This window comes from Candidatus Thiodiazotropha endoloripes, assembly GCF_001708965.1.
GTDB lineage: Bacteria > Pseudomonadota > Gammaproteobacteria > Chromatiales > Chromatiaceae > Thiodiazotropha > Thiodiazotropha endoloripes.
Map to the genome: position 1 here is coordinate 1,485,257 of NZ_LVJW01000003.1, position 19,926 is coordinate 1,505,182.

General features: G+C 49.6%; 17 protein-coding genes. 5 read left to right on the forward strand and 12 right to left on the reverse strand.

The window, feature by feature from the left end; all coding sequences use genetic code 11:
- Nucleotides 1–6 precede the first annotated feature (6 nt).
- A complete protein-coding gene (clpA, locus tag A3193_RS06680) occupies nucleotides 7–2,280 on the forward strand; it encodes an ATP-dependent Clp protease ATP-binding subunit ClpA (protein WP_069005645.1) in 2,274 nt (757 codons plus the stop codon).
- 6 nt (nucleotides 2,281–2,286) lie between these two features.
- Here the strand turns inward: clpA and infA are convergent, their stop codons facing one another.
- From infA to A3193_RS06705, 5 genes are all read right to left on the reverse strand, one after another.
- Complete coding sequence (infA, locus tag A3193_RS06685; RefSeq protein ID WP_068995306.1) at nucleotides 2,287–2,505, reverse strand: translation initiation factor IF-1; 219 nt, start codon at nucleotides 2,503–2,505, stop codon at nucleotides 2,287–2,289.
- Between the two features lie 408 nt (nucleotides 2,506–2,913).
- Nucleotides 2,914–3,987: a DUF2333 family protein gene (locus tag A3193_RS06690; protein ID WP_235614916.1), complete on the reverse strand. Its 1,074-nt coding sequence runs from the start codon at nucleotides 3,985–3,987 to the stop codon at nucleotides 2,914–2,916.
- A 154-nt stretch (nucleotides 3,988–4,141) separates the two neighbouring features.
- On the reverse strand, nucleotides 4,142–5,044 hold the full coding sequence (gene cyoE / locus A3193_RS06695) for a heme o synthase (RefSeq protein WP_069005643.1): 903 nt from the start codon (nucleotides 5,042–5,044) through the stop codon (nucleotides 4,142–4,144).
- Nucleotides 5,031–5,675 carry a hypothetical protein gene (locus A3193_RS06700; RefSeq protein WP_069005642.1) on the reverse strand — a complete coding sequence of 215 codons (645 nt, stop codon included), beginning with the start codon at nucleotides 5,673–5,675 and terminating at the stop codon, nucleotides 5,031–5,033. The genes cyoE and A3193_RS06700 overlap by 14 nt, the downstream gene beginning before the upstream one ends.
- Complete coding sequence (locus tag A3193_RS06705) at nucleotides 5,672–6,352, reverse strand: SURF1 family protein (RefSeq protein ID WP_162273733.1); 681 nt, start codon at nucleotides 6,350–6,352, stop codon at nucleotides 5,672–5,674. Before A3193_RS06705 ends, A3193_RS06700 begins: the two co-directional genes overlap by 4 nt.
- A 132-nt stretch (nucleotides 6,353–6,484) precedes the next feature.
- Between A3193_RS06705 and A3193_RS06710 the strand changes: the two genes are divergently transcribed.
- Nucleotides 6,485–6,706 carry a twin transmembrane helix small protein gene (locus A3193_RS06710; RefSeq protein ID WP_235614917.1) on the forward strand — a complete coding sequence of 74 codons (222 nt, stop codon included), beginning with the start codon at nucleotides 6,485–6,487 and terminating at the stop codon, nucleotides 6,704–6,706.
- A 28-nt stretch (nucleotides 6,707–6,734) separates the two neighbouring features.
- Here the strand turns inward: A3193_RS06710 and A3193_RS06715 are convergent, their stop codons facing one another.
- From A3193_RS06715 to A3193_RS06735, 6 genes are read right to left on the reverse strand one after another with little or no spacing between them, the layout of a single operon-like run.
- Nucleotides 6,735–7,607, reverse strand: coding sequence for a cytochrome c oxidase subunit 3 (locus A3193_RS06715; RefSeq protein WP_069005640.1), 873 nt, complete (start codon nucleotides 7,605–7,607; stop codon nucleotides 6,735–6,737).
- Between the two features lie 47 nt (nucleotides 7,608–7,654).
- The gene (locus A3193_RS06720; RefSeq protein WP_069005639.1) at nucleotides 7,655–8,281 is read right to left on the reverse strand and encodes a cytochrome c oxidase assembly protein; all 627 of its coding nucleotides are present in this window, start codon (nucleotides 8,279–8,281) and stop codon (nucleotides 7,655–7,657) included.
- Entirely contained in the window at nucleotides 8,278–8,430 is a 153-nt protein-coding gene (locus tag A3193_RS20690; RefSeq protein WP_201258737.1) for a hypothetical protein, read from the reverse strand. Before A3193_RS20690 ends, A3193_RS06720 begins: the two co-directional genes overlap by 4 nt.
- 17 nt (nucleotides 8,431–8,447) lie before the next feature.
- The gene (locus A3193_RS06725) at nucleotides 8,448–10,043 is read right to left on the reverse strand and encodes a cytochrome c oxidase subunit I (protein ID WP_069014375.1); all 1,596 of its coding nucleotides are present in this window, start codon (nucleotides 10,041–10,043) and stop codon (nucleotides 8,448–8,450) included.
- Between the two features lie 14 nt (nucleotides 10,044–10,057).
- Nucleotides 10,058–11,212 carry a cytochrome c oxidase subunit II gene (gene coxB, locus A3193_RS06730; protein ID WP_069005637.1) on the reverse strand — a complete coding sequence of 385 codons (1,155 nt, stop codon included), beginning with the start codon at nucleotides 11,210–11,212 and terminating at the stop codon, nucleotides 10,058–10,060.
- Between the two features lie 47 nt (nucleotides 11,213–11,259).
- Nucleotides 11,260–11,739 (reverse strand): DUF2244 domain-containing protein, encoded by a 480-nt coding sequence (locus A3193_RS06735; RefSeq protein ID WP_071933784.1) that lies wholly within the window; start codon nucleotides 11,737–11,739, stop codon nucleotides 11,260–11,262.
- Nucleotides 11,740–12,284: 545 nt separating this feature from the next.
- On the opposite strand from A3193_RS06735, the gene A3193_RS06740 reads away from it, so the two are divergent.
- Nucleotides 12,285–15,116 (forward strand): cation-transporting P-type ATPase, encoded by a 2,832-nt coding sequence (locus A3193_RS06740; RefSeq protein WP_083218599.1) that lies wholly within the window; start codon nucleotides 12,285–12,287, stop codon nucleotides 15,114–15,116.
- 336 nt (nucleotides 15,117–15,452) lie between these two features.
- Here A3193_RS06740 and A3193_RS06745 read toward each other — a convergent pair whose 3' ends face one another.
- The gene (locus A3193_RS06745; protein ID WP_069005636.1) at nucleotides 15,453–15,947 is read right to left on the reverse strand and encodes a hypothetical protein; all 495 of its coding nucleotides are present in this window, start codon (nucleotides 15,945–15,947) and stop codon (nucleotides 15,453–15,455) included.
- Between the two features lie 1,098 nt (nucleotides 15,948–17,045).
- On the opposite strand from A3193_RS06745, the gene A3193_RS06750 reads away from it, so the two are divergent.
- A complete protein-coding gene (locus A3193_RS06750; protein ID WP_235614918.1) occupies nucleotides 17,046–18,848 on the forward strand; it encodes an SLC13 family permease in 1,803 nt (600 codons plus the stop codon).
- Between the two features lie 337 nt (nucleotides 18,849–19,185).
- Entirely contained in the window at nucleotides 19,186–19,908 is a 723-nt protein-coding gene (locus A3193_RS06755) for an isochorismatase family protein (RefSeq protein ID WP_069005730.1), read from the forward strand.
- Nucleotides 19,909–19,926 lie beyond the last annotated feature (18 nt).

Sequence of the window (19,926 nt, forward strand, 5' to 3'; positions counted from 1 at the left end):
TTTAAGATGTTGAACAAAGAGCTGGAATTCACGCTAAATCAGGCCTTTAAAAGTGCTAAAGAGCGACAGCATGAGTTCATGACTGTGGATCATCTGCTGCTCGCGTTGCTGGATAACCCTTCAGCAGTCACCGTGCTGCGTGCCTGTGGCGCCGATATCGAAAAGATGCGGCAGAAGATACGCAGCTTCGTCGATGAGACAACGCCGTTGATCCCTGATGGGGACGATCGGGAGATTCAACCCACCCTGGGTTTTCAACGGGTTTTGCAGCGTGCCGTATTTCATGTTCAGTCCTCCGGTAAAAATGAAGTCACCGGTGCCAATGTGCTGGTGGCGATCTTCAATGAACAGGATTCCCAGGCGGTATTTTTCCTGAATGAACAGAAGGTAAGCCGACTGGATGTGGTCAACTACATCTCTCACGGTATCTCGAAACTGGATGATGTGGGCCAAGAAGAGACACCGGTGGAACTCTCCAGCGAGAACAAAGGTGAGGAGCAGGCGAGTGCGCTCGACAACTATGCGACCAATCTCAATCACCTGGCGGAACAGGGCAAGATCGATCCACTGATCGGCAGGCACCATGAGATCGAACGCACCATCCAGATACTTTGCAGACGGCGTAAGAACAACCCTCTGCTGGTCGGAGAAGCGGGTGTCGGTAAAACCGCAATTGCAGAAGGATTGGCAAAAAAGATTGTCGATTCCGAGGTACCCGATATCCTGGCAACGGCCACCATCTATGCGTTGGATCTGGGAACCCTGGTCGCCGGTACAAAATATCGGGGCGATTTCGAAAAGCGCCTGAAAGCCGTTCTGGCAGAACTCAAGCAGAAAAAAGATGTGGTGCTGTTCATCGATGAGATCCACACCATCATTGGTGCCGGAGCTGCATCCGGTGGGGTTATGGATGCCTCGAATCTGATCAAACCGGTGCTGGCCTCCGGCGAACTGCGCTGCATCGGTTCAACCACCTATCAGGAATTCCGTGGAATTTTTGAGAAGGACCGGGCACTGGCCCGCCGATTCCAGAAGATCGATGTGGAAGAGCCTACCGTTGAAGAGACGATTGAGATCCTGAAAGGTCTCAAATCCCGCTTCGAGGAGCACCACAATATCGAGTACACCCAGGATGCTCTGAACAGTGCTGCCGAATTGTCTGACAAATACATTAACGATCGACATCTGCCCGACAAGGCAATCGATGTGATCGATGAGGCGGGTGCGAACGTGCAACTGCAGCCGGAGGATGAGCGCAGAAAGATTATCGATGTGGACGAAGTTGAGGCAATTGTTGCCAAAATCGCTCGAATTCCACCGAAAAAGGTCTCCATGTCCGATACAGAATCCCTGCGTAATCTGACCCGAGACCTGAAGATGGTGGTGTTTGGTCAGGATCTGGCAATCGAGGCATTAACCGCTGCGATTCGTATGAACCGCTCCGGTCTGGTCAACGAAGGACGTCCGGTTGGTTCGTTCCTGTTTACCGGGCCGACCGGTGTTGGTAAGACCGAGATCACCCGGCAGCTGGCCAGAATCTTAAGCATGGAGCTGATCCGCTTCGACATGTCTGAATACATGGAGCGGCATACCGTATCAAGACTGATCGGTGCGCCTCCTGGCTATGTGGGATTTGATCAAGGTGGTCTGTTGACCGAAGAGATCGCCAAACACCCACACTGTGTCCTGCTGCTCGATGAGATCGAAAAGGCCCATCCGGATGTATTCAATCTGCTGCTTCAGGTGATGGATCACGGCACCCTGACCGATAACAATGGGCGGAAGGCCGATTTCAGAAATGTGGTGATCGTAATGACCACCAATGCCGGTGCTCAGGAGATGAGTCGCTCATCCATCGGTTTCAGTAAGCAGGACCATACCACTGACGGCATGGAAGTGATCAAAAAGATGTTCACACCTGAATTCAGAAACCGACTCGACGCGATCATTCAGTTCTCCGGATTGACACCGGAGCATATCGCCAAGGTTGTGGACAAGTTTGTCTTTGAGCTGGAAGGTCAGCTACAGGAGAAGCATGTCAATCTGATCGTCGAAGCTGAAGCGAGAGTCTGGCTTGCGGAGCATGGATATGATCCACAGATGGGTGCGCGTCCCATGGCCCGTTTGATTCAGGACGAAATTAAAAAGCCCCTCGCTGAAGAGTTGCTGTTCGGAAAGCTGTCAGCGGGTGGAGCCGTCAGAGTGGATGTCGTGGAAGACAAGCTGGTTTTCGATATCGAGGGCGAACAGGTTGCCGATACCTCGATCGACGAAGGCTGATCGGCCTCAGCGAGCACGATAGGTGATGCGGCCCTTGGTCAGGTCGTAGGGGGTCAGCTGCACGGTTACCTTATCGCCGGTAAGGATACGAATGTAGTGTTTGCGCATTTTGCCGGAAATATGGGCAGTCACCACATGACCGTTTTCCAATTCCACTCGGAACATGGTGTTGGGCAGAGTCTCGACAACCGTGCCTTCCATCTCGATAAAATCTTCTTTCGCCATACTATCTCTATACTCAATATTGTGTGGGCCCCAACTGAGGGCTCTCAAAAACGGGCGGATTATAGCACAGGGCCCGCAACTGAAGTGCGCCATTATCAGTATATTTACGCGTATGGCAAGTGATTCTGCATCATTCCGCAGCTTGCGGGGGTGTAAATTCCCCGGTGATGTTTCAGCATGATGCTGTTTTTATGGCTTTTCCCAGAGCTGAACAGCTTACTTGTGGCATTTGATGCGGCTTGACACTGTTGCGCCAATACCGGCTTTTTCTACATAACTTTCTGATATTACTCTATAGAATCCACTTAGGGGATCTATCTGTATTGAGCGGTGAGCAGCGTCTGGTTACTCATTTGATAGGTTTATCGACTTCAGGTTTCGAATTTTTACAAATGTTATAAAAACATGTCATCCCTGGCTGAGGAGGTTTCGCAAATCGATTACCGCCGCGTTAGCTCTGGAAATGTAGGAAGCCATCACCAGCGAGTAGTTGGCGAAGATGCCAAATCCCTTACCATTCAATACCACAGGACTGCTGATCGGTGCCTGGGTGGCTTCCAGTTCACGGATGATCTGTCGCAGACTGACCAGAGCATTCTTTTTGCGCAGGATTTCATAGAAATCGATCTCCACTGCCTGCAGGAAGTGAATCAGTGCCCAGGTCGAGCCTCTGGCTTCATAGAAAACGTCATCGATCTCCAGCCAGGGAGTCTGTACCCTCATCTGCTGATTAGTGGCTGTGGACTGGGAGGCCGAAGGGTCACCTGCCAGATCGGTATTGATCCGCTGTTGCCCGACACTGGCGCTCAAACGCTGAGAAAGACTGCCCAGCCTCTTTTCCACCACCGCCAGCCAATCCCGCAGATTATCGGCCCTGGCATAAAATTGGGTGTTTTGATTGCCATCCGCAGAGAGCCCTTTCAGATAACGCTCCAGTGCTACAATACCCTGTCTGTATTCACCCTCGGTGGATGGGAAAATCCAGGAGTCATTGCTGTAGTTGAACTGGGGCTCAGTGATGGCGAGATCCTTGTTTTCCAGGGATTGGGATTGGGAGCGGCTCATATCGTTTCTCAGCGAACGAGCCAGATCCCTGACCTGGGTGAGCACGCCGAACTCCCAATTCGGCATGTTGTCGAGAAACACACTGGGAGGCGTGATGTCGTTACTCAGATAGCCACCCGGTTTTTCTAACAGGGTTTTGATTGCCGTCAGCAGGGTCATGGTGGTGTAGGAGCCTGTTACCGGTTTCAGCTCCAGTTCCGCCAGTCGATCGTTACTGTGGCTGCGCACATCGAACGGTGGCGGCATGATGCTCCAGTAGACTCCGAGCAGAAACAGGATGACGATCAGTGTGATGGTGGCCAGGCCACTCGCCCAGAGCTTACCTTTCTCCCGCAGAGTACGGGGATGGTAGAGGGATAGGATGCGATTGAACATTGCCGCTGTTTGGCGGGCAATCCTGGCGAATATGTCCTTCACGGATGACCTTCCTTTCATTGAGATTGAAATATTCCCTGGCTCAGATTGCCAGCCGCGAATTTCACAACCCGCAAAGAATTATCTCACGATTCTCTTGGAGACATACCCTATATGGTGTCGAGAGCTTGAGAATTCAAGCTCATTTTACAATTGTTCAGATCAGCATGATGTAGTGATCTGCCAGTAACAGTGTGAAGAGCAGGCTCAAATAGAGGATTGAGTAGCCAAAGGTTTTCATCGCATGGGTACGACCCGGGCTATGCAGCAGTTTGACTGCGTGATAGACAAAACCGATACCAAGTGCGATGGCACCGCTCAAATAGAGATAGCCACTCATATGCACCACGAAGGGCAGCAGCGTAACGGCCAGCAACATGATGCTGTAGATCAGAATCTGCTGCTTGGTAAAGTCGACACCATGGGTTACCGGCAACATCGGAATGTCCGCCTTGGCATAGTCATCGCGCCGGTGGATCGCCAGCGGCCAGAAGTGGGGTGGGGTCCATACAAAGATGATCAACATCAGCAGAAAGGCCTCGATGGTCACCTCGCCGGTAATCGCAGCCCAACCGAGCAGTGGAGGCGCAGCACCGGCCAAGCCCCCCCAGACGATATTTTGCGGAGTGGTGCGTTTCAGAAAACGGGTATAGATCAGTGCATAACCGATCAGCGCCAGGAATGTCAGCAGTGCAGTCAGCGGATTTACCAGGAAATAGAGCATGGAGATCGAAACCATACCCAGTAACAGGGCAAAACTGCCCGCATGCTGACTGTCCATGTGGCCGCTGGGGATTGGTCGACGCTGGGTGCGGTCCATCATTTTATCAATTCGCTGATCGACAATATGGTTGACCACCGCCCCACAGGCCGCTGCCAAAGAGATGCCGAGCAGCCCGAACAACATCGGTTGCCAGGGGACTATGCCCTGTTTTGACAGCAGCATGCCGACCAGTGCAGTAAAGGCGATCAACAACACCACCTTGGGTTTGGTCAGTTCATAGTAGTGCTGCCAGGCAAAACCAACGGATTGGCGGGCGGTAAGATCACTGGTGGCCATATTGACCTCCTTGGGACCAGGTTTGTGAGGCCTTGAGTAGGCGTTCCAGATCTTTGAGAATCTGTTTGGAAGTGACCTGTGGGGTGTCATAACGCATCATCAAATCACCTCTGGGATCGATTACAAAGATCGGTACGCTATCTTCAAATTCGGCGAGTGGAAAGAGTGTTCTGACGGCGCTCTGCTGGCCATCTTCTGGGATCAGCAGATGGGTGCCATCAAGACCGTCGAGGGAGGGGGTCTGCAGAGTTCCATCGCTCCCCGGCAGAATGATCAGCCCACGGGCAATGCGCTGTCTGTTGGCCGCTGTGGCTTTTCGTATCTGGCGAACTTTGATCAGGGTTTCCAGGCAGGCTGCATCACAACTCCGTTCGCTGATTACCAGCAGTGTCCACATGCCTTCAAGGGTCAGCCAGTCAAAACTCGATTGATCGATTGTCTTGAGATCGATTGATGCCACCGCTCTGGGCGGATCGATCAACACCCCATGATGTGTCCTGCCTGAGGGAAGCCATTGTGGATTCAGAAAAAACAGCCAGGCGGCTATCAGTGGTAGCGCAGTAATCGCAACCAGGATCCATAACGAGGTCAAATTGCGAGAAGCAGGAGGTTGTTGGGCCAGACTGTTCATGGGATTTCGTTTGCCACCTTTTGATAGGAGAGACGCAGCCAGACAAGTAGAGCGATGATAGCGAAAGCAAACCACTGGATGGCATAGCCGATATGCATCAGATCACTGACTTTCGGTGTTGGCCATTGGCGGATGAAATCCTGATCATCTTCAGATGTCTGCAGTACCAGAATGGGTAATACCTCCAAACCTGACCATTGGTGATAACGCTCCAGAGTCAGATAGGGCCAGTGTGGCTGTAACTGAGCAGCGTCGTCGGTTGGCGTAAGCTCTATCGCAGGAGCTTGGGGAATGGTGATCTCTCCAGCTATGGTCAGCTGGCCACTGTGGTTGGACAGTGATTCGTTGTCTGTGGAAGGTGTCACTGCAGTCCAACCACGATTTACCAGGACCAGTTCGCCGCTGGCTGAGAGTTGCAGTGGTGTCACCACATGAAATCCGGTTTTACCCAAGTGTTTGCGATTGGCAATTAAGATGGTTCTCTCGGTCAGGAATTCACCTTGCAGATTTACCTGTCTGTATAGAAGTTGATCTGTTTCAGGTCGTGAAGAATCGGTCAGCGAAATCGGGGGCATCTTACGGCGCATCTCCAAGGCAGTGGCCTGGGTGCGTTTCTGCTCGGCACGATCGAGTTGCCAGAATCCAAGACTGCATAACAGGGGGGTTACAATTACCATAACAACTGTAGGGATTGTTTGAGCGCGAAATTGCCGGGTACTACGTGTCATAACAACTATATTAAAATCATCCTTAATCAAAACAGTACTGAAGATCGGTATTTCATCGGTACCTCAGAAGAGGGCATAAACGTGGACATTATCTTTAAATTACCTGTACTTCTGGTTCTGTTGTTCATTCTCATCTCCCTTTTTCAGGGAATGTACTACATGGCGAAGGATGACGGTAAGAACAGTAGCACCCGTGTGGTACGCGCCTTGACCATCCGGGTGACACTCTCACTACTGTTGTTCGCCATTCTCATGGCCGGTTACTTTTTCGGGCTGCTCACACCGCATGGTCTAACACCTTGATTCTATTTGATATGGGTGGTGAAGAGGCTTACAGCCAATAGACAAATACAAACAGGCCAAGCCATACCACATCCACAAAGTGCCAGTACCAGGCAACGGCCTCGAAGGCGAAGTGGTTATGCGCGCTGAAATGGCTTTTCATACTTCGGCCCAGGATGGCCATCAGCATCACCGCCCCCATGGTCACATGGAATCCATGGAATCCGGTTAGCATATAAAAGGTTGAGCCGTAGGCTCCGGTTTCCAGTGTCAGGTTGAGCTCCTGATAGGCGTGGCCATATTCATAGGCCTGAAGGATCACGAAAAAGACCCCCAGGGCGATGGTTGCGATCAGTCCGTTAACCAGCTGCTTTTGGTTGTCCAGCTTTAAACCCCAGTGGGCCCAGGTGATGGTCGCACCACTGGTCAGCAGTATCAGTGTATTGATTGCAGGAATACCCCAGGCACCCATCGGTTTGAAATCACCACCCAGTTCTCCCGGCCCATGGGATGGCCAGGCATTCTCAAAACCGTGATAGAGAATTTCGTTGGTTACACCAAGATAGCCATCGCCACCCAGCCAGGGTAAAGCGATATTCCGAATGTAGTATAGGGCGCCAAAAAAGCTTAGAAAGAAGAATACTTCCGAGGCAATAAACCAAAACATGCCCATGCGGAAAGAGGTATCGACCTGACGATTGTAACAATCGCTTAAATTCTCCTTGATCACATCCCGGAACCAGCCATACAGCAGGTAGAAGAACATCAACAGGCCGGCTACCACCAGAAAATTGCCTATCGAGACCCCGTTCATTGCCAGAGCGCCGCCAAACAGGGTGATTAACAGTGAAAACATGCCGATGATTGGCCAGGGACTTGGATCGGGTATGAAGTAGTCCCCACTATGCTCCTTTGCTGACATTATAATTCTCTCCCCGATATGAGTTTTGTTTGGTTGATTGTCATCGGTTATCTGTTGGGTAAAGTGCTTCCAGTTGTAGACTGCTTGGCGATTTGCGGTAGCAGTTTCGACAGATCAGTTTTGCTTTTGGAGGCCTTCAAGCGCATAAAGCTGTAGGACAGGGTAAGCGATTGGATGTCCGCCGGCAGGTCAGGGGATACCATAAATCTTAGTGGCATGTCGGTCTGCTGATTGCCGGCCAGAGTCTGCTTGTTGAAACAGAAGCACTCCAGTTTGCTGAAATAGGGGGTGGCCTGCCAGGGAGCAACACTGGGAATTGCCTGTCCGGTCGCAGCATCGCCACTGCGGTTGCGGGCGACAAAATTGACTTCATAGGTTTTACCCGGATGTACCCGCATAGTGCGGGTTGCCGCCTGGAAATCCCAGGGCAGATTCGGGTTCACCGTGGCGTCGAATTTCACGGTTACCCACCTGTCGCTTTCAACCTGTTTGACCACCGTAAGATCTGCAGGATTGATTTTTCGCTGAGACAGGGATTGTGTGCCTGTGACTTCACAAAATAGGTCATACAGCGGTACCAGAGCGAAACCAAAACCGAACATACCCACCACCAGTCCACTCAGCAGCAGGGTGGTACGACGGTTCTTGTTTTCTCCGGAACGCGCTTTGTTCATGGCATTGCCTGGGTGCCTACGATGCGGAACAGGCCAGTCCAAAATGGAAAGGAGGTAACCAGGAAAAAAATCGCCATGCCACCCAGCACCCAGGCCAGGCGGACATTTTTATTTCTCAACTCCGGTGTTTGATATCTCGGTATTCTCATTACCACTCCCAGTGTTTCTATTTAATTTGTGGAGCTACGGTCCAGGTATGAAATGCCGGTGGTGAATCCAACTCCCATTCCAGGCCTTTGGCGCCTTCCCAGGCCCGGCTCTCTGCTTTCTTTCCACCACGAATGGTTTTAATGACGATATAGAGCAACAACAGGTGGCTAAGACCGAAAATGATCGCACCGATACTGGAGATGACATTGAACTCGGTAAACATCATGTTGTAGTCGACGATTCTTCGCGGCATGCCAGCCAGGCCAAGAAAGTGCTGCGGGAAGAAGGTGATGTTGAAACCGATCACATTGGTCCAGAAAAAGATCTTGGCCAGGGTCTCGTCATACATATGACCTGTCCACTTGGGTAGCCAGTAGAATACACCTGCAAACAGTCCGAACACAGCGCCTGGCATCAATACATAGTGGAAATGAGCCACAACGAACATACTGTCGTGATACTGCATGTCGGCAGGAACAACAGCCAGCATGACGCCACTCAATCCTCCGAAAGTGAACATCAGAACGATTGCTACGGCAAACAGCATGGGTGTTTCGAAGGTCATGGCGCCGCGCCACATGGTGGCGATGAAGTTAAAGATCATCAGACCCACCGGGATGGAGATCAGAATGGTGCCGATCATGAAATAGGTAACAGCACCCAATGACATACCGATGGTGTATTGATGATGGGCCCACACCACCATACCGATTGTGGCTACCGTCAACATCGCACCAACCATCGACTTATAGCCGAATAGGGGCTTGCGGGAGAATGCAGGAATTACATGGGAAAGTACGCCGATTGACGGTAACAGCAGGATGTAGACTTCCGGATGACCAAAGAACCAGAACAGATGTTGAAACAACACCGGGTCTCCACCACCGGCTGCATCAAAAAAGCTGGTGCCGAAATGTCGGTCAAACAGCAGCATTGTGACACCGCCGGCAAGAACAGGTACTACCAGAATCAGCAGGAAAGCGGTTACCAGCCAAGTCCAGCAGAACATCGGCATGGTCATCAGGGTCATCCCTGGTGCGCGCATATTCAACAGCGTGACAATGATATTGATCGAGGCCAGCACTGAGGATATACCCAACAGATGGATGGCGAAGATGAGGAAATCCATCGACATGCCAACTTGAACTGAAAGCGGAGGATAGAGCGTCCAGCCGGTATTGATCTGGGTACCGCCACCTGGAAAGAAGGGCACTACAAAGGAGAGAATCAACATGGTTGCAGCTGCAGGAAGGATCCAGAAGCTGAGATTGTTCATCCTTGGCAGGGCCATATCCGGTGCACCGATCATCATCGGGATCATCCAGTTTGCCAATCCTGCCGCAGCCGGCATAACCGCGCCGAATATCATGATCAGGGCATGGTTGGTTACCAGATTGTTGTAGAGATCCGGATCAAGCAACTGAATGCCCGGCTGGAACAGTTCCACACGGATCAGCATGGCGCTGGCACCACCGAGAAACAGCATTGTCAGGGCAAACAGAAGATAAAGAGTCCCGATATCTTTATGGTTGGTGCTGAACAGCCAGCGACGCCAACCTGTGGGCATATCATGATGATGCGCTTCATCGTGGTTTAAGGTGGTTGTGGTCATGTTCAAACTCTCCTCTATCTCGCCTGCTTCACATCTGAAGGTTGCACCACATCGCCTGTATTGTTGTCCCAGGCGTTTCGTTCGTAGGTCACGATGGCTGCAATTTCAAGATCGTTCAGTGAACCCCAAGGCTGCATGGCAGTCCCCTCTTTACCTTTGATCACGATCTCAAGGTGGGCTTCGATTGGGCCGGTTACCATTGCCGAGCCTTTCAAGCCAGGAAAGGCGGGAGGCAGGCCCATGCCGGTGACCTGATGGCAGGCGGCACATTTCGTGTCGTACAGGGTTTTTCCTTTGGCCATCAACTCGTCCAGGCTCCATGTTTTGTCAGCACTGGCCTCTGCCGCCGCAGCGACCTTGATGGCTTTTTGGTCATCGACCCAGGCGGCAAACTGTTGTGGCGAAACCGACTCAACCACAATGGGCATGCGGGAGTGCCAGGTGCCGCAAAGTTCAGCACATTGACCACGGAATACACCTTCACGGTTGAGCTCAGCCCAGGTTTCGGTGACATAACCGGGAATGGCATCTTTTTTTACTGCCAGTTCCGGTACCCAGAAGGCGTGCAAAACGTCAGCTGAGGTATGTAGAAAGCGTATTTTCTGACCAGTCGGTAATACCAGGCGATTGTCGACCTCTCTCAGATAGAGATCCCCCGATTCCTTTTCCGGCACATAGCGGCTTTCCACCTTGATGTCATGATCCAGATAGTCGAACTCCCACCACCATTGATGGCCGGTGACTTTGACATCCAGAATATTCTCCGCTTTCGGTACATCCCAGACTTTTTTAAGTACCGCATCCGCTTTACCGGCAATGGTGAGATCCACACCCAGCACCATTACTGGTACAACAACCCAGGACCAGTTGCCAAACCAGGAGTTATGGAAATCCTGATCGGCCTCAAATCCCCGGCTTTTTCGATGATAGTAGAGGGAGTAGAAGACGAATCCGAAAACAATCAGCAACAACACAGTTGTGATCTGCATCGTCAACATATGGATGTCATAGATCTCCTGGGCAACATCAGCAGCCGGAGGAGGGAAATTGATACCATATTCCGCTCTACATTTATCGGCAAAAAACATTCCGGCAACTGCTATACCGGTTAATGATGTCGCTTTAAGCTTGTAAGATTGGTTATTGATCAGCTGCTGAGTTACCGACATGGGATGATTATCCTGTCGTTTAAAATTGTTATTGAACTTCATACGGCTCAGATGCCCTCGATTGCACTTTTCAGGTTGTGGGCGAGTGTTTCCCGCTCCTCTTCAATCAAATACTTTCCTACCTCTACGAATTGTCCATGGGAACCGATCAACAGCCGGCTTGGGTACCAGCCTTTCGGATCACGGTTTCTGATGATCTTCAGCCAGGATTTGTGAAAACACTTTTCCGTTTCGACTCGACCGCTATCGATGACTCTGACATGTTTGCTGTCTATGCGGATGATCTGTTGACTATGGGCACAGCAGCTTTGGCAATAGATGGCGATACCGATCAGCAGAATCTCCATACCGGCAAACGGGAGCACCAGCCAGGCGCCGAGCGAGTAGAAATAAGCGGCAACTGCCGAACAGCAAAAGGCAAACAAGAGGAATAACCACTTGGACTGCTGCCATGTAAGGTTTCTGTTTGGATTTATGATGAGAACTGCTTCATCAGAATCACTGTTTTGACTATCCCTTAGGATCATCTGCTATTCCGCACATCAGTGACGGCCGGATTCTGCTAGGCGTCGTTTTATTGGTCTAGAACTTATTTAATAGGCCCTAGGTCTGAAGAATAAGTCAAAAACCAACTAAAACGCAATAACTAAGTTAATTTGTCGAGAATTAATTAAGGTATTGATTATTAATTAGAATAATTGAATATACTTTTAAGAGTGCCGCATTCTTCATGGGGAGGTCCAGTTGTGGAGGCAGAGCAGCGCATAGGGCCTCTTGCTGGCCGGTTGATAAAGCACTGTTGTCGAAGTGATTCCGCTTGTCAAAGCCTTTCGTCTGTTCCAATTGGCCAGGAAAATTCCCATGATTTTCCAGTGGAATTGCGGATCTTTATTATAATTGATAGTTAAGGCCCTTAATTGTGAGTAAATACTGCTGTTGCTTGCGATCAACAGATTCACAGCAGGCAATATGCTGCTTATATACTGATAATCATGGTCTTGAATTACCAGCCACTGTTTGCACCTTACTTTTCAGTAGGTTCGCCGATCAGAAGTTATAAGAGAGTCTGTTCATGTTTAGTGACATATGGTGGAGCGGCCTGGCGCTGTTATGTGTATTCGTTGTCATCTTCAGTCTTTACAGAGTCTTCAAACCAGCCAGGAGTAGTGACTCAGCCGAGCAGGATGATTCCCAACAAATCAATGATTACTGGCATGCTTCTGATTACAGGGCGGTGTTTGAACGATATGATTCGAATCAAGCCGGGTTGTCGAGCGATCAGGCAAAAAAGCATTATGAACTCTATGGTGCCAATCGACTTCCAGAGCCAGAGCCGGTACCTGCCTGGAAGCGTTTTCTCCATCAATTCCATAATTTACTGATCTATGTACTGATTGTTGCAGGGGTAGTCACTGCACTGCTGCAACATTGGCTTGATGCCAGTGTTATCTTCGGGGTGGTGGTCATCAATGCCTTGATCGGCTATCTCCAGGAAGGCAAAGCGGAAAATGCTCTGAATGCCATTCGCCAGATGTTATCTCCACAGGCCATGGTGCTACGGGATGAAGTGCAACTGACCGTTGATGCTGAACAGCTGGTTGTAGGTGATGTGGTGCTGTTGCAATCAGGTGATCGGGTGCCGGCTGACCTGAGGCTGTTTCGGGTCAAGGGGCTTCAGCTACAGGAGTCAGCATTGACAGGCGAATCGATGGCTGTCGAGAAGGGCGTCCAGGTACTTGAAAAGGATGCTCCTCTCGGAGATCGGACAAACATGGCCTACTCGGGAACCCTGGTAACTCATGGACAGGCTAGAGGTGTGGTGGTTGCGACTGGAGTGAATACAGAAATCGGCCGTATCGGTTCATTGGTTGCTGAGGTCAAATCCACAACAACGCCACTGTTGCGACAAATGGATCAATTTGGCCGCTGGCTGACCTTTGGCATTCTGGCCGTTGCAGTGATCACTTTTCTATTCGGTATATTACTGCAGGGTTACCAGGCTGCAGATATGTTTCTAGCCTCAGTCAGCCTTGCGGTTGCCGCGATACCGGAAGGGTTGCCGGCAATCATGACCATAACCCTGGCCATCGGTGTACAACGCATGGCGCAACGGAATGCGATCATCAGAAAGCTGCCTGCTGTAGAGACTCTCGGATCGGTTATGGTGATCTGTTCGGACAAAACCGGTACCCTGACACGCAACGAAATGGCCGTGCGAACCATTGTTACCTGCCAGAACCGTTTTAGCTTGACTGGTGATGGCTACGATCCTCATGGTTCCATAAACCTGGGCGGTCAAGCGATTCAGGTCGAAGATCACCCGCAACTGGGTGAAGTGGTGAGGGCTGGGGTGTTGTGTAACGATGCTTCCCTGCAGCAGCTTGAGAATAATGAATGGCGAGTTCACGGTGATCCCATGGAGGGAGCACTGCTGGTGGCCGGTGTCAAAGCTGGTCTCGATACAAATGCAGCCATTCAGGAGCATCCACGTTCCGATCTGATTCCCTTTGAATCTGAACATCGCTTCATGGCAACCCTCCACCACAGTCACAGTGGCGGTGCTTTCATCATTATCAAAGGTGCTCCGGAAAAATTACTCGACATCTGTCGATTGCAGAGAACCTTGAGCGGTGACGAATCTCTGGACCGACAACGTTGGCTGAATCAGATCGATGAGATGGCAAAACAGGGACAGCGTGTATTGGCCATTGCAATCAAGCCTACACCGATCGATAAGATTGAACTGGATTTTCAGGATGTAGAGCAAGGAATGATCCTGCTGGGTATGTTTGGTTTGATCGATCCTCCCAGGAGTGAGTCCATCGAAGCGATAAACCAGTGTCAACAGGCTGGTATCAGGGTCAAAATGATTACCGGGGATCATGGTGCAACTGCACTGGCAATCGCCCGGCAATTGCATCTGGTGAATAGTGACGATGTATTGACCGGTCAGGAACTGCAACGGATGGATGATCAACAACTAAGTGAACGGGTCATGGATGTCGATGTTTTTGCCCGGGTGAGTCCTGATCATAAGTTAAGGCTTGTCTCTCTGCTGCAGGATCAGCAGCAGGTTGTTGCCATGACAGGAGACGGTATCAATGACTCCCCGGCATTGAAGCGTGCGGATGTGGGAACAGCAATGGGTCAGAATGGTACAGAAGCGGCAAAGGAGGCCTCCGAGATGGTTCTTGCCGATGACAATTTTGCCTCGATCATCTCCGCTGTTGAGGAGGGAAGGACGGTTTATGACAACTTACAGAAAGCCATACTCTTCATACTGCCGACAAACGGTGGCGAGGCTTTAATCATTCTTGCGGCAATTGTACTCGGTTTCAATCAACTCCCACTGACACCGGTACAGATTTTATGGGTCAATATGATCACAGCGGTGACTCTGGCCTTGGCACTGGCTATGGAGCCTTCAGAGCCGGATGTCATGCGACGTAAACCAAGAGAGGCTGGCGAGCCACTGTTAACCCCATTTCTACTTTGGCGCATTCTGTTTGTCTCGATCATTCTCACAGGTGGAACTTTTGGTCTGTTTATCATGGCACGTGAACAGGGTTTGAGTATTGAGGAAGCAAGAACCATCGCAGTCAATACCCTTGTAATGTATGAGATATTCTACCTGTTCAATTCTCGCTATATCACAGCATCCATCGTGAACTGGGGAGGGTTTTTAGGTAATCGCTATGTGCTCTATGCAATCGGATTATTGCTGATTTTTCAAATGGGATTTACCTACCTTCCACAGCTGCAGTTTCTATTCGGTACGGCCCCAATATCACCAGGCATGTGGTTGGTGATTGTAATGGTTGCTTCAAGTGTTCTGATTCTGGTGGAGATAGAGAAACTGATCTACCGAAAGATTAACCGCAACAGGCGAATTCGCAATCACTGATTTGGTCTAATGTTTCGCCATAACTTTCTGGGTAAAAACTGATGGTGGGGTCGTTGCAAAGACAACATGGCCTCGAAAAGTGACTGGCAGGACGGCTCAAAAGGATTATGATCAGGAATCAGATTCTGGCTGAGACCGGATGATTAGGATGATTCAGTTCCGTTAAAAGATAGAACGGCACAAGAGCGGGAGCGTTCTATCCCCTCAGGTGCAGAAAAAGCATCATGCCCGGTTTCAGCTGTTGGTGATCTTTAGGAGGGGGGGCTTGAAGTTGGGGGAGGATTCACTGTCCTGGAAGGCCAGGACAGTGAATTCAATTCTTCATGAATTGCCAGCTTATTCGGCAGCGGCAGCCACTTTTGTCTTGGTCCTGCGACGTCGACGGCGTGGTGAATCAACGGCCTTTTCGAGAGTTTTCGCACTCTTCTCAAAGTCTTTGATCATTTTCGCACGGGCAGATTGCATGGCTTTGTAGAGCCCCTTTGCCAGACGAACCGCCTTTCCTTGCTCACTGGCCAGTGCACTACGATCAGCCTTGACTTGCTTAAGCTTGTCTTGAGCAGCATTCAGACGCTCTTTAGCCTTTGCTTTGCTGGCTGGAGTCTTAGCACTGCTAACCGCGGCGCGAGCTTTTGCTACACGTTCGCTGTTGGTCGCAAGCATTTTGTCTTGACGCTCCAATGCTTTTTCAGCTTTAGATAATCTGCTCAATGCACGTTTGTTTGCGGCAGAAAGATTAATGTCGGCTTGCAAAGCTTCTGTGATTGTTTCCATTGAAACAACTTTTCTTTTTGCTCTACGACGCTTTTTTACAGTTTTCTTAAGTGCCATTGGTACTCCTATATGATTGAATAGACTTGCATAATATAGTTCGAGATGAGCATAAGAACAACACCTTATGACAATTTATTACGACAAAATCTATAAATTTATGACGAATACAACGAAATTCAGTCACTAAACCACGTTAAATCGTAACTATGCTTTCGTCCGATCGTTTTTTTTCTTAAGTATTAAATAGATTCAAAAACAGAATTATCAATCGGTAAAAAGTTTTCATCTGGGTAAATAAAAACTGCAATTCGATTCACCAGGGAGTGAATACGTTTGAGTTCCAGTTAATAAAATAACAGAAAATGTTGAGAGAAAGATTTCAGTGATTGTCCGAAATCGAAGCACAGATCAGTTCATAGATATCAGTCAATTCCCATAGTCAATCGACTATGAAATGGTATCAGTGAACCGGGTCGAGATTGTGATCTCATTTCAACAACCAATTGCACCTGAATGTTTCCCAAAATAAGGCCGGTATGGGTATCAATATCATCTCTGATTTTGTGTCTTCGAAGATATCTCATAAAAATTCTCTTCAGCTGACATTTCATCTTTGCAGAAACATTGAATTCAGTGAGGTGTTGTGACTGGATTGGTTGGGCCGGCATCCGCTCAAGATTCATTTGAAGCCATCTCTTATCTGATCCGACCGTTAACAGCAGTGACGACTTCAACCAGCATTGGTGTGGGATTATTCCTGCACGATAATGAACCATTCGATGTTGTGCATGTTGAACAAAATTAGTGCATTGGATAGGAGAGCCATGACGAGTAAATTTTTTAAATTATTGAAATAAAAAGAAAATAAAATTTGGCCCGTTTACTGCATATTGATCTGTGTTTCGAGCGTAACACGCTTTGAACATTGTGATCCTCCACATTATCCCGGCACCTGCCGGGATTTTTTTGAGCTGTCATAAAGCGGCTATACTGGCCTAATAGCGACCAGCGTTATCCAGCCCTGTTTCAATCTCTTGCCTTTTTTGAGTCTTATTACATGCGATTTGTTTTGATTACTGTTCTGGTTTGTTATCGGCGATCAGAACATCCGGTCAGTGGAGAGAAATGATAGAAAACGGAATGGTTAATTCACACATGCTAGCCGTATTACTGCTTACAGGGTTGGCATTGGTGCTTTTCAGCCGGGAAAAGTTCCCATTGGAGAGTTCAGCACTGGTGATTTTGACTCTGCTTACACTTGGCTTTGAGTTGTTTCCTTACCAAGGGTCTGCAGGCAGAGTTCATTCAGTCGATTTTTTCAAAGGCTTTGGTCATGAGGCATTGATTGCTGTCTGTGCATTGATGGTGGCAGGTCATGGCCTTGTCAGATCCGGCGCACTGGAGCCGATTGGCCGAACTCTGGCAAATTTATGGCGAGTCAGTCCAACAATTTCGTTTCTGCTCACACTGTTGATGGCAGCCGTGATGAGTGCTTTTATCAACAATACACCCATCGTGGTACTTTTATTACCTATTCTGGTCAGTGTGGCGCTGCAGACCAAGAGTGATGCCTCCGCTTTATTGATGCCGATGGGATTTGCGACATTGATCGGTGGCATGAGTACCTCAATTGGTACTTCAACCAATCTTCTGGTTATCGGTGTCGCAGCTGATATGGGATTGGATCGGATAGGGATGTTTGATTTCATCGTCCCCGCCCTGATAGCCAACACGATCGCCATGCTCTATTTATGGCTGATCGCTCCCCGCATACTGCCAAACAGAGAGCTGGTTCTGGCCGATAGTTCACCACGGATATTTACTGCGCATCTGGTCATAAAAGAGGATAGTACGGTAGCGGGTATGCCCCTTTCCGAAGCCATCGCCCTAACCCATGATCGTATGCAGGTGGAGGGGATCAGGCGCAGTGAAACGACCTATATCATGCCTCTCCCCGATGCCCAGCTTAATCCTGGAGATCGCCTGCTGGTGCACGATACACCCGCCAATCTGAAAGCTTTTGAACAGCAGATGGGGGCAACACTCTATTCAGGTAGGGATGAGGTAGATAATGATCACCCGCTGCGGGCGGACGATCAGCAGCTGGCAGAGGCGATTATTTTCAGAGGCTCCCCCCTGCAGAACCGCACGATCAATGAGATGCGCTTCGCAGATAGTTACCAATTGGTCGTATTGGCCGTTCACCGCGCCAATGAACGCATCAAGTCCATGCCACAGGGATTGGGTAATCTGAGCCTGAGGGTTGGTGATGTCCTGCTGGTACAAGGAAAACGTGATCAGATACACGAGCTGAAACAGCAATCGATCGTCATGGTATTGGATGCCACGACTGACTTGCCTCATACCCGGCGTGCCCCCTATTCATTGGCCATCATGTTGGGGATTATTCTGTTTGCCGCTCTGGGCATTCTGCCGATTGCGGTCAGTGCGGTAACCGGTGTGTTGCTGATGTTAATGTGTGGTTGTCTCAGTTGGCGCGATATCGGCCGAGCACTGAACGCACAGGTGGTTCTGATCATTGTTGCCAGTCTCGCCTTGGGAAATGCACTGTTGATGACCGGGGGTAGCGAGTTTCTGGCAAACAGTTTTGTCAGTTTGACCGCCGGGGCATCTCCAACCGTGATACTCAGCAGTCTGATGTTGCTGATGGCGTTACTGACCAATGTGGTGTCGAACAATGCGGCTGCGGTTATCGGCACCCCGGTGGCAATCGGTATCGCGCAGAATCTGAATCTGCCGACAGAGCCATTTGTACTTGCGGTACTGTTCGGTGCCAATATGAGCTATGCCACGCCTATGGCCTATCAGACCAATCTGTTGGTCATGAGCGCCGGCAACTATACTTTCGGTGATTTTGTACGGGTTGGATTACCCTTGATTCTGATCATGTGGCTGGCATTCAGTTGGCTATTGCCGCTCTTCTACCAAACCGGATGAGCTTCCGGAATGGCCGTAGAGTTACCTGAGAGGGTACCGGATTTCTACAGGAAGACGTCTATTCCTACGCTTCTGTAGCATCTGCTACAGAACACCCCTGCGGCTTTTTCTAGCATGCCACTGACGGCTACTTGCGACTAATCGATCTCGTTAGTCTGGCAGGTTCATGCAGTCTGATATTTTCATTTGTTTTATGGAACCTCTAAGCCTGTAGTGACTGATTTCGATGCATCATAGTGATCCATGTCTGCCTGTGAAACCATGAGGTTGGAGAGGGTTCATTCTGTCGGCTGTCTATTCAGTCAGAGCCAGGTTGAGGTGATAAAGGTGTATGACCATGAAGAAAACCCTATCCACACTGTTCACACTGGTGGTTCTTTCCATTCCATTATCTCCGCAGGCAGCGGAAACACCATTAAAGCTGGAAAAAGCCAAAACAGCCTTGCTTGTCACGGATCCGCAAAGTGATTTTCTCGACGAGAAGGGCATTGCCCATGGATTGTTTGCCGAGAACATCAAAGAACTTGGAACCATCCCCAATATTGAAAAACTGTTTATTACCGCAAAACGGATCGATATGCCTGTCTTTGTCAGCCCGCATGCCTATTTTCAGCATGATCACAATTGGGAAAATCCAGGGGCATTGCAAAAACAGCTACTTGAGCTGAAGGTGTTCAATCGAAAGGATTCAGTCTACGCAACGGATCTAAGAGATACAGGGGCCGATTTTCTGACTCAATACAAGAAATACATTCTTGATGGAGAGACCGTTGTAACCAGTCCTCATAAGATATATGGCCCGGACAGCAATGATCTGGTGTTGCAGTTGCGTATGCAGGGTATTGATACCGTGATACTGGCCGGCCTTGCCGCCAATCTTTGCACTGACTCCCATCTACGGGAGCTGGTTGAGAATGGTTTCAAGGTGGTTGTGGTCAAGGACGCTGTTGCTGCCCCAGGGAAAGAGGCCTATCAGGCCGCTCTGGTGAATTTTGGTCTGATTGCCAATAAGGTGGTTGATACCAAGCAGGCAGTGAAACTGATGACCGGCTCAATATAACAGTAGCGTCCACATAGA

Bases quoted from the DNA above. Each gene is read 5' to 3' on its own strand.
- A3193_RS06715 (WP_069005640.1), bottom strand. From the start codon at position 7,607: ATGTCAGCAAAGGAGCATAGTGGGGACTACTTCATACCCGATCCAAGT.
- A3193_RS06725 (WP_069014375.1), bottom strand. From the start codon at position 10,043: ATGACCACAACCACCTTAAACCACGATGAAGCGCATCATCATGATATG.
- A3193_RS06755 (WP_069005730.1), top strand. From the start codon at position 19,186: ATGAAGAAAACCCTATCCACACTGTTCACACTGGTGGTTCTTTCCATT.
- A3193_RS06745 (WP_069005636.1), bottom strand. From the start codon at position 15,947: ATGGCACTTAAGAAAACTGTAAAAAAGCGTCGTAGAGCAAAAAGAAAA.
- A3193_RS06735 (WP_071933784.1), bottom strand. From the start codon at position 11,739: ATGATCCTAAGGGATAGTCAAAACAGTGATTCTGATGAAGCAGTTCTC.
- infA (WP_068995306.1), bottom strand. From the start codon at position 2,505: ATGGCGAAAGAAGATTTTATCGAGATGGAAGGCACGGTTGTCGAGACT.
- A3193_RS06700 (WP_069005642.1), bottom strand. From the start codon at position 5,675: ATGAACAGTCTGGCCCAACAACCTCCTGCTTCTCGCAATTTGACCTCG.
- cyoE (WP_069005643.1), bottom strand. From the start codon at position 5,044: ATGGCCACCAGTGATCTTACCGCCCGCCAATCCGTTGGTTTTGCCTGG.
- A3193_RS06720 (WP_069005639.1), bottom strand. From the start codon at position 8,281: ATGAACAAAGCGCGTTCCGGAGAAAACAAGAACCGTCGTACCACCCTG.
- A3193_RS20690 (WP_201258737.1), bottom strand. From the start codon at position 8,430: ATGAGAATACCGAGATATCAAACACCGGAGTTGAGAAATAAAAATGTC.
- A3193_RS06740 (WP_083218599.1), top strand. From the start codon at position 12,285: ATGTTTAGTGACATATGGTGGAGCGGCCTGGCGCTGTTATGTGTATTC.
- clpA (WP_069005645.1), top strand. From the start codon at position 7: ATGTTGAACAAAGAGCTGGAATTCACGCTAAATCAGGCCTTTAAAAGT.
- A3193_RS06705 (WP_162273733.1), bottom strand. From the start codon at position 6,352: ATGGTAATTGTAACCCCCCTGTTATGCAGTCTTGGATTCTGGCAACTC.
- coxB (WP_069005637.1), bottom strand. From the start codon at position 11,212: ATGTCGGTAACTCAGCAGCTGATCAATAACCAATCTTACAAGCTTAAA.
- A3193_RS06750 (WP_235614918.1), top strand. From the start codon at position 17,046: ATGCTAGCCGTATTACTGCTTACAGGGTTGGCATTGGTGCTTTTCAGC.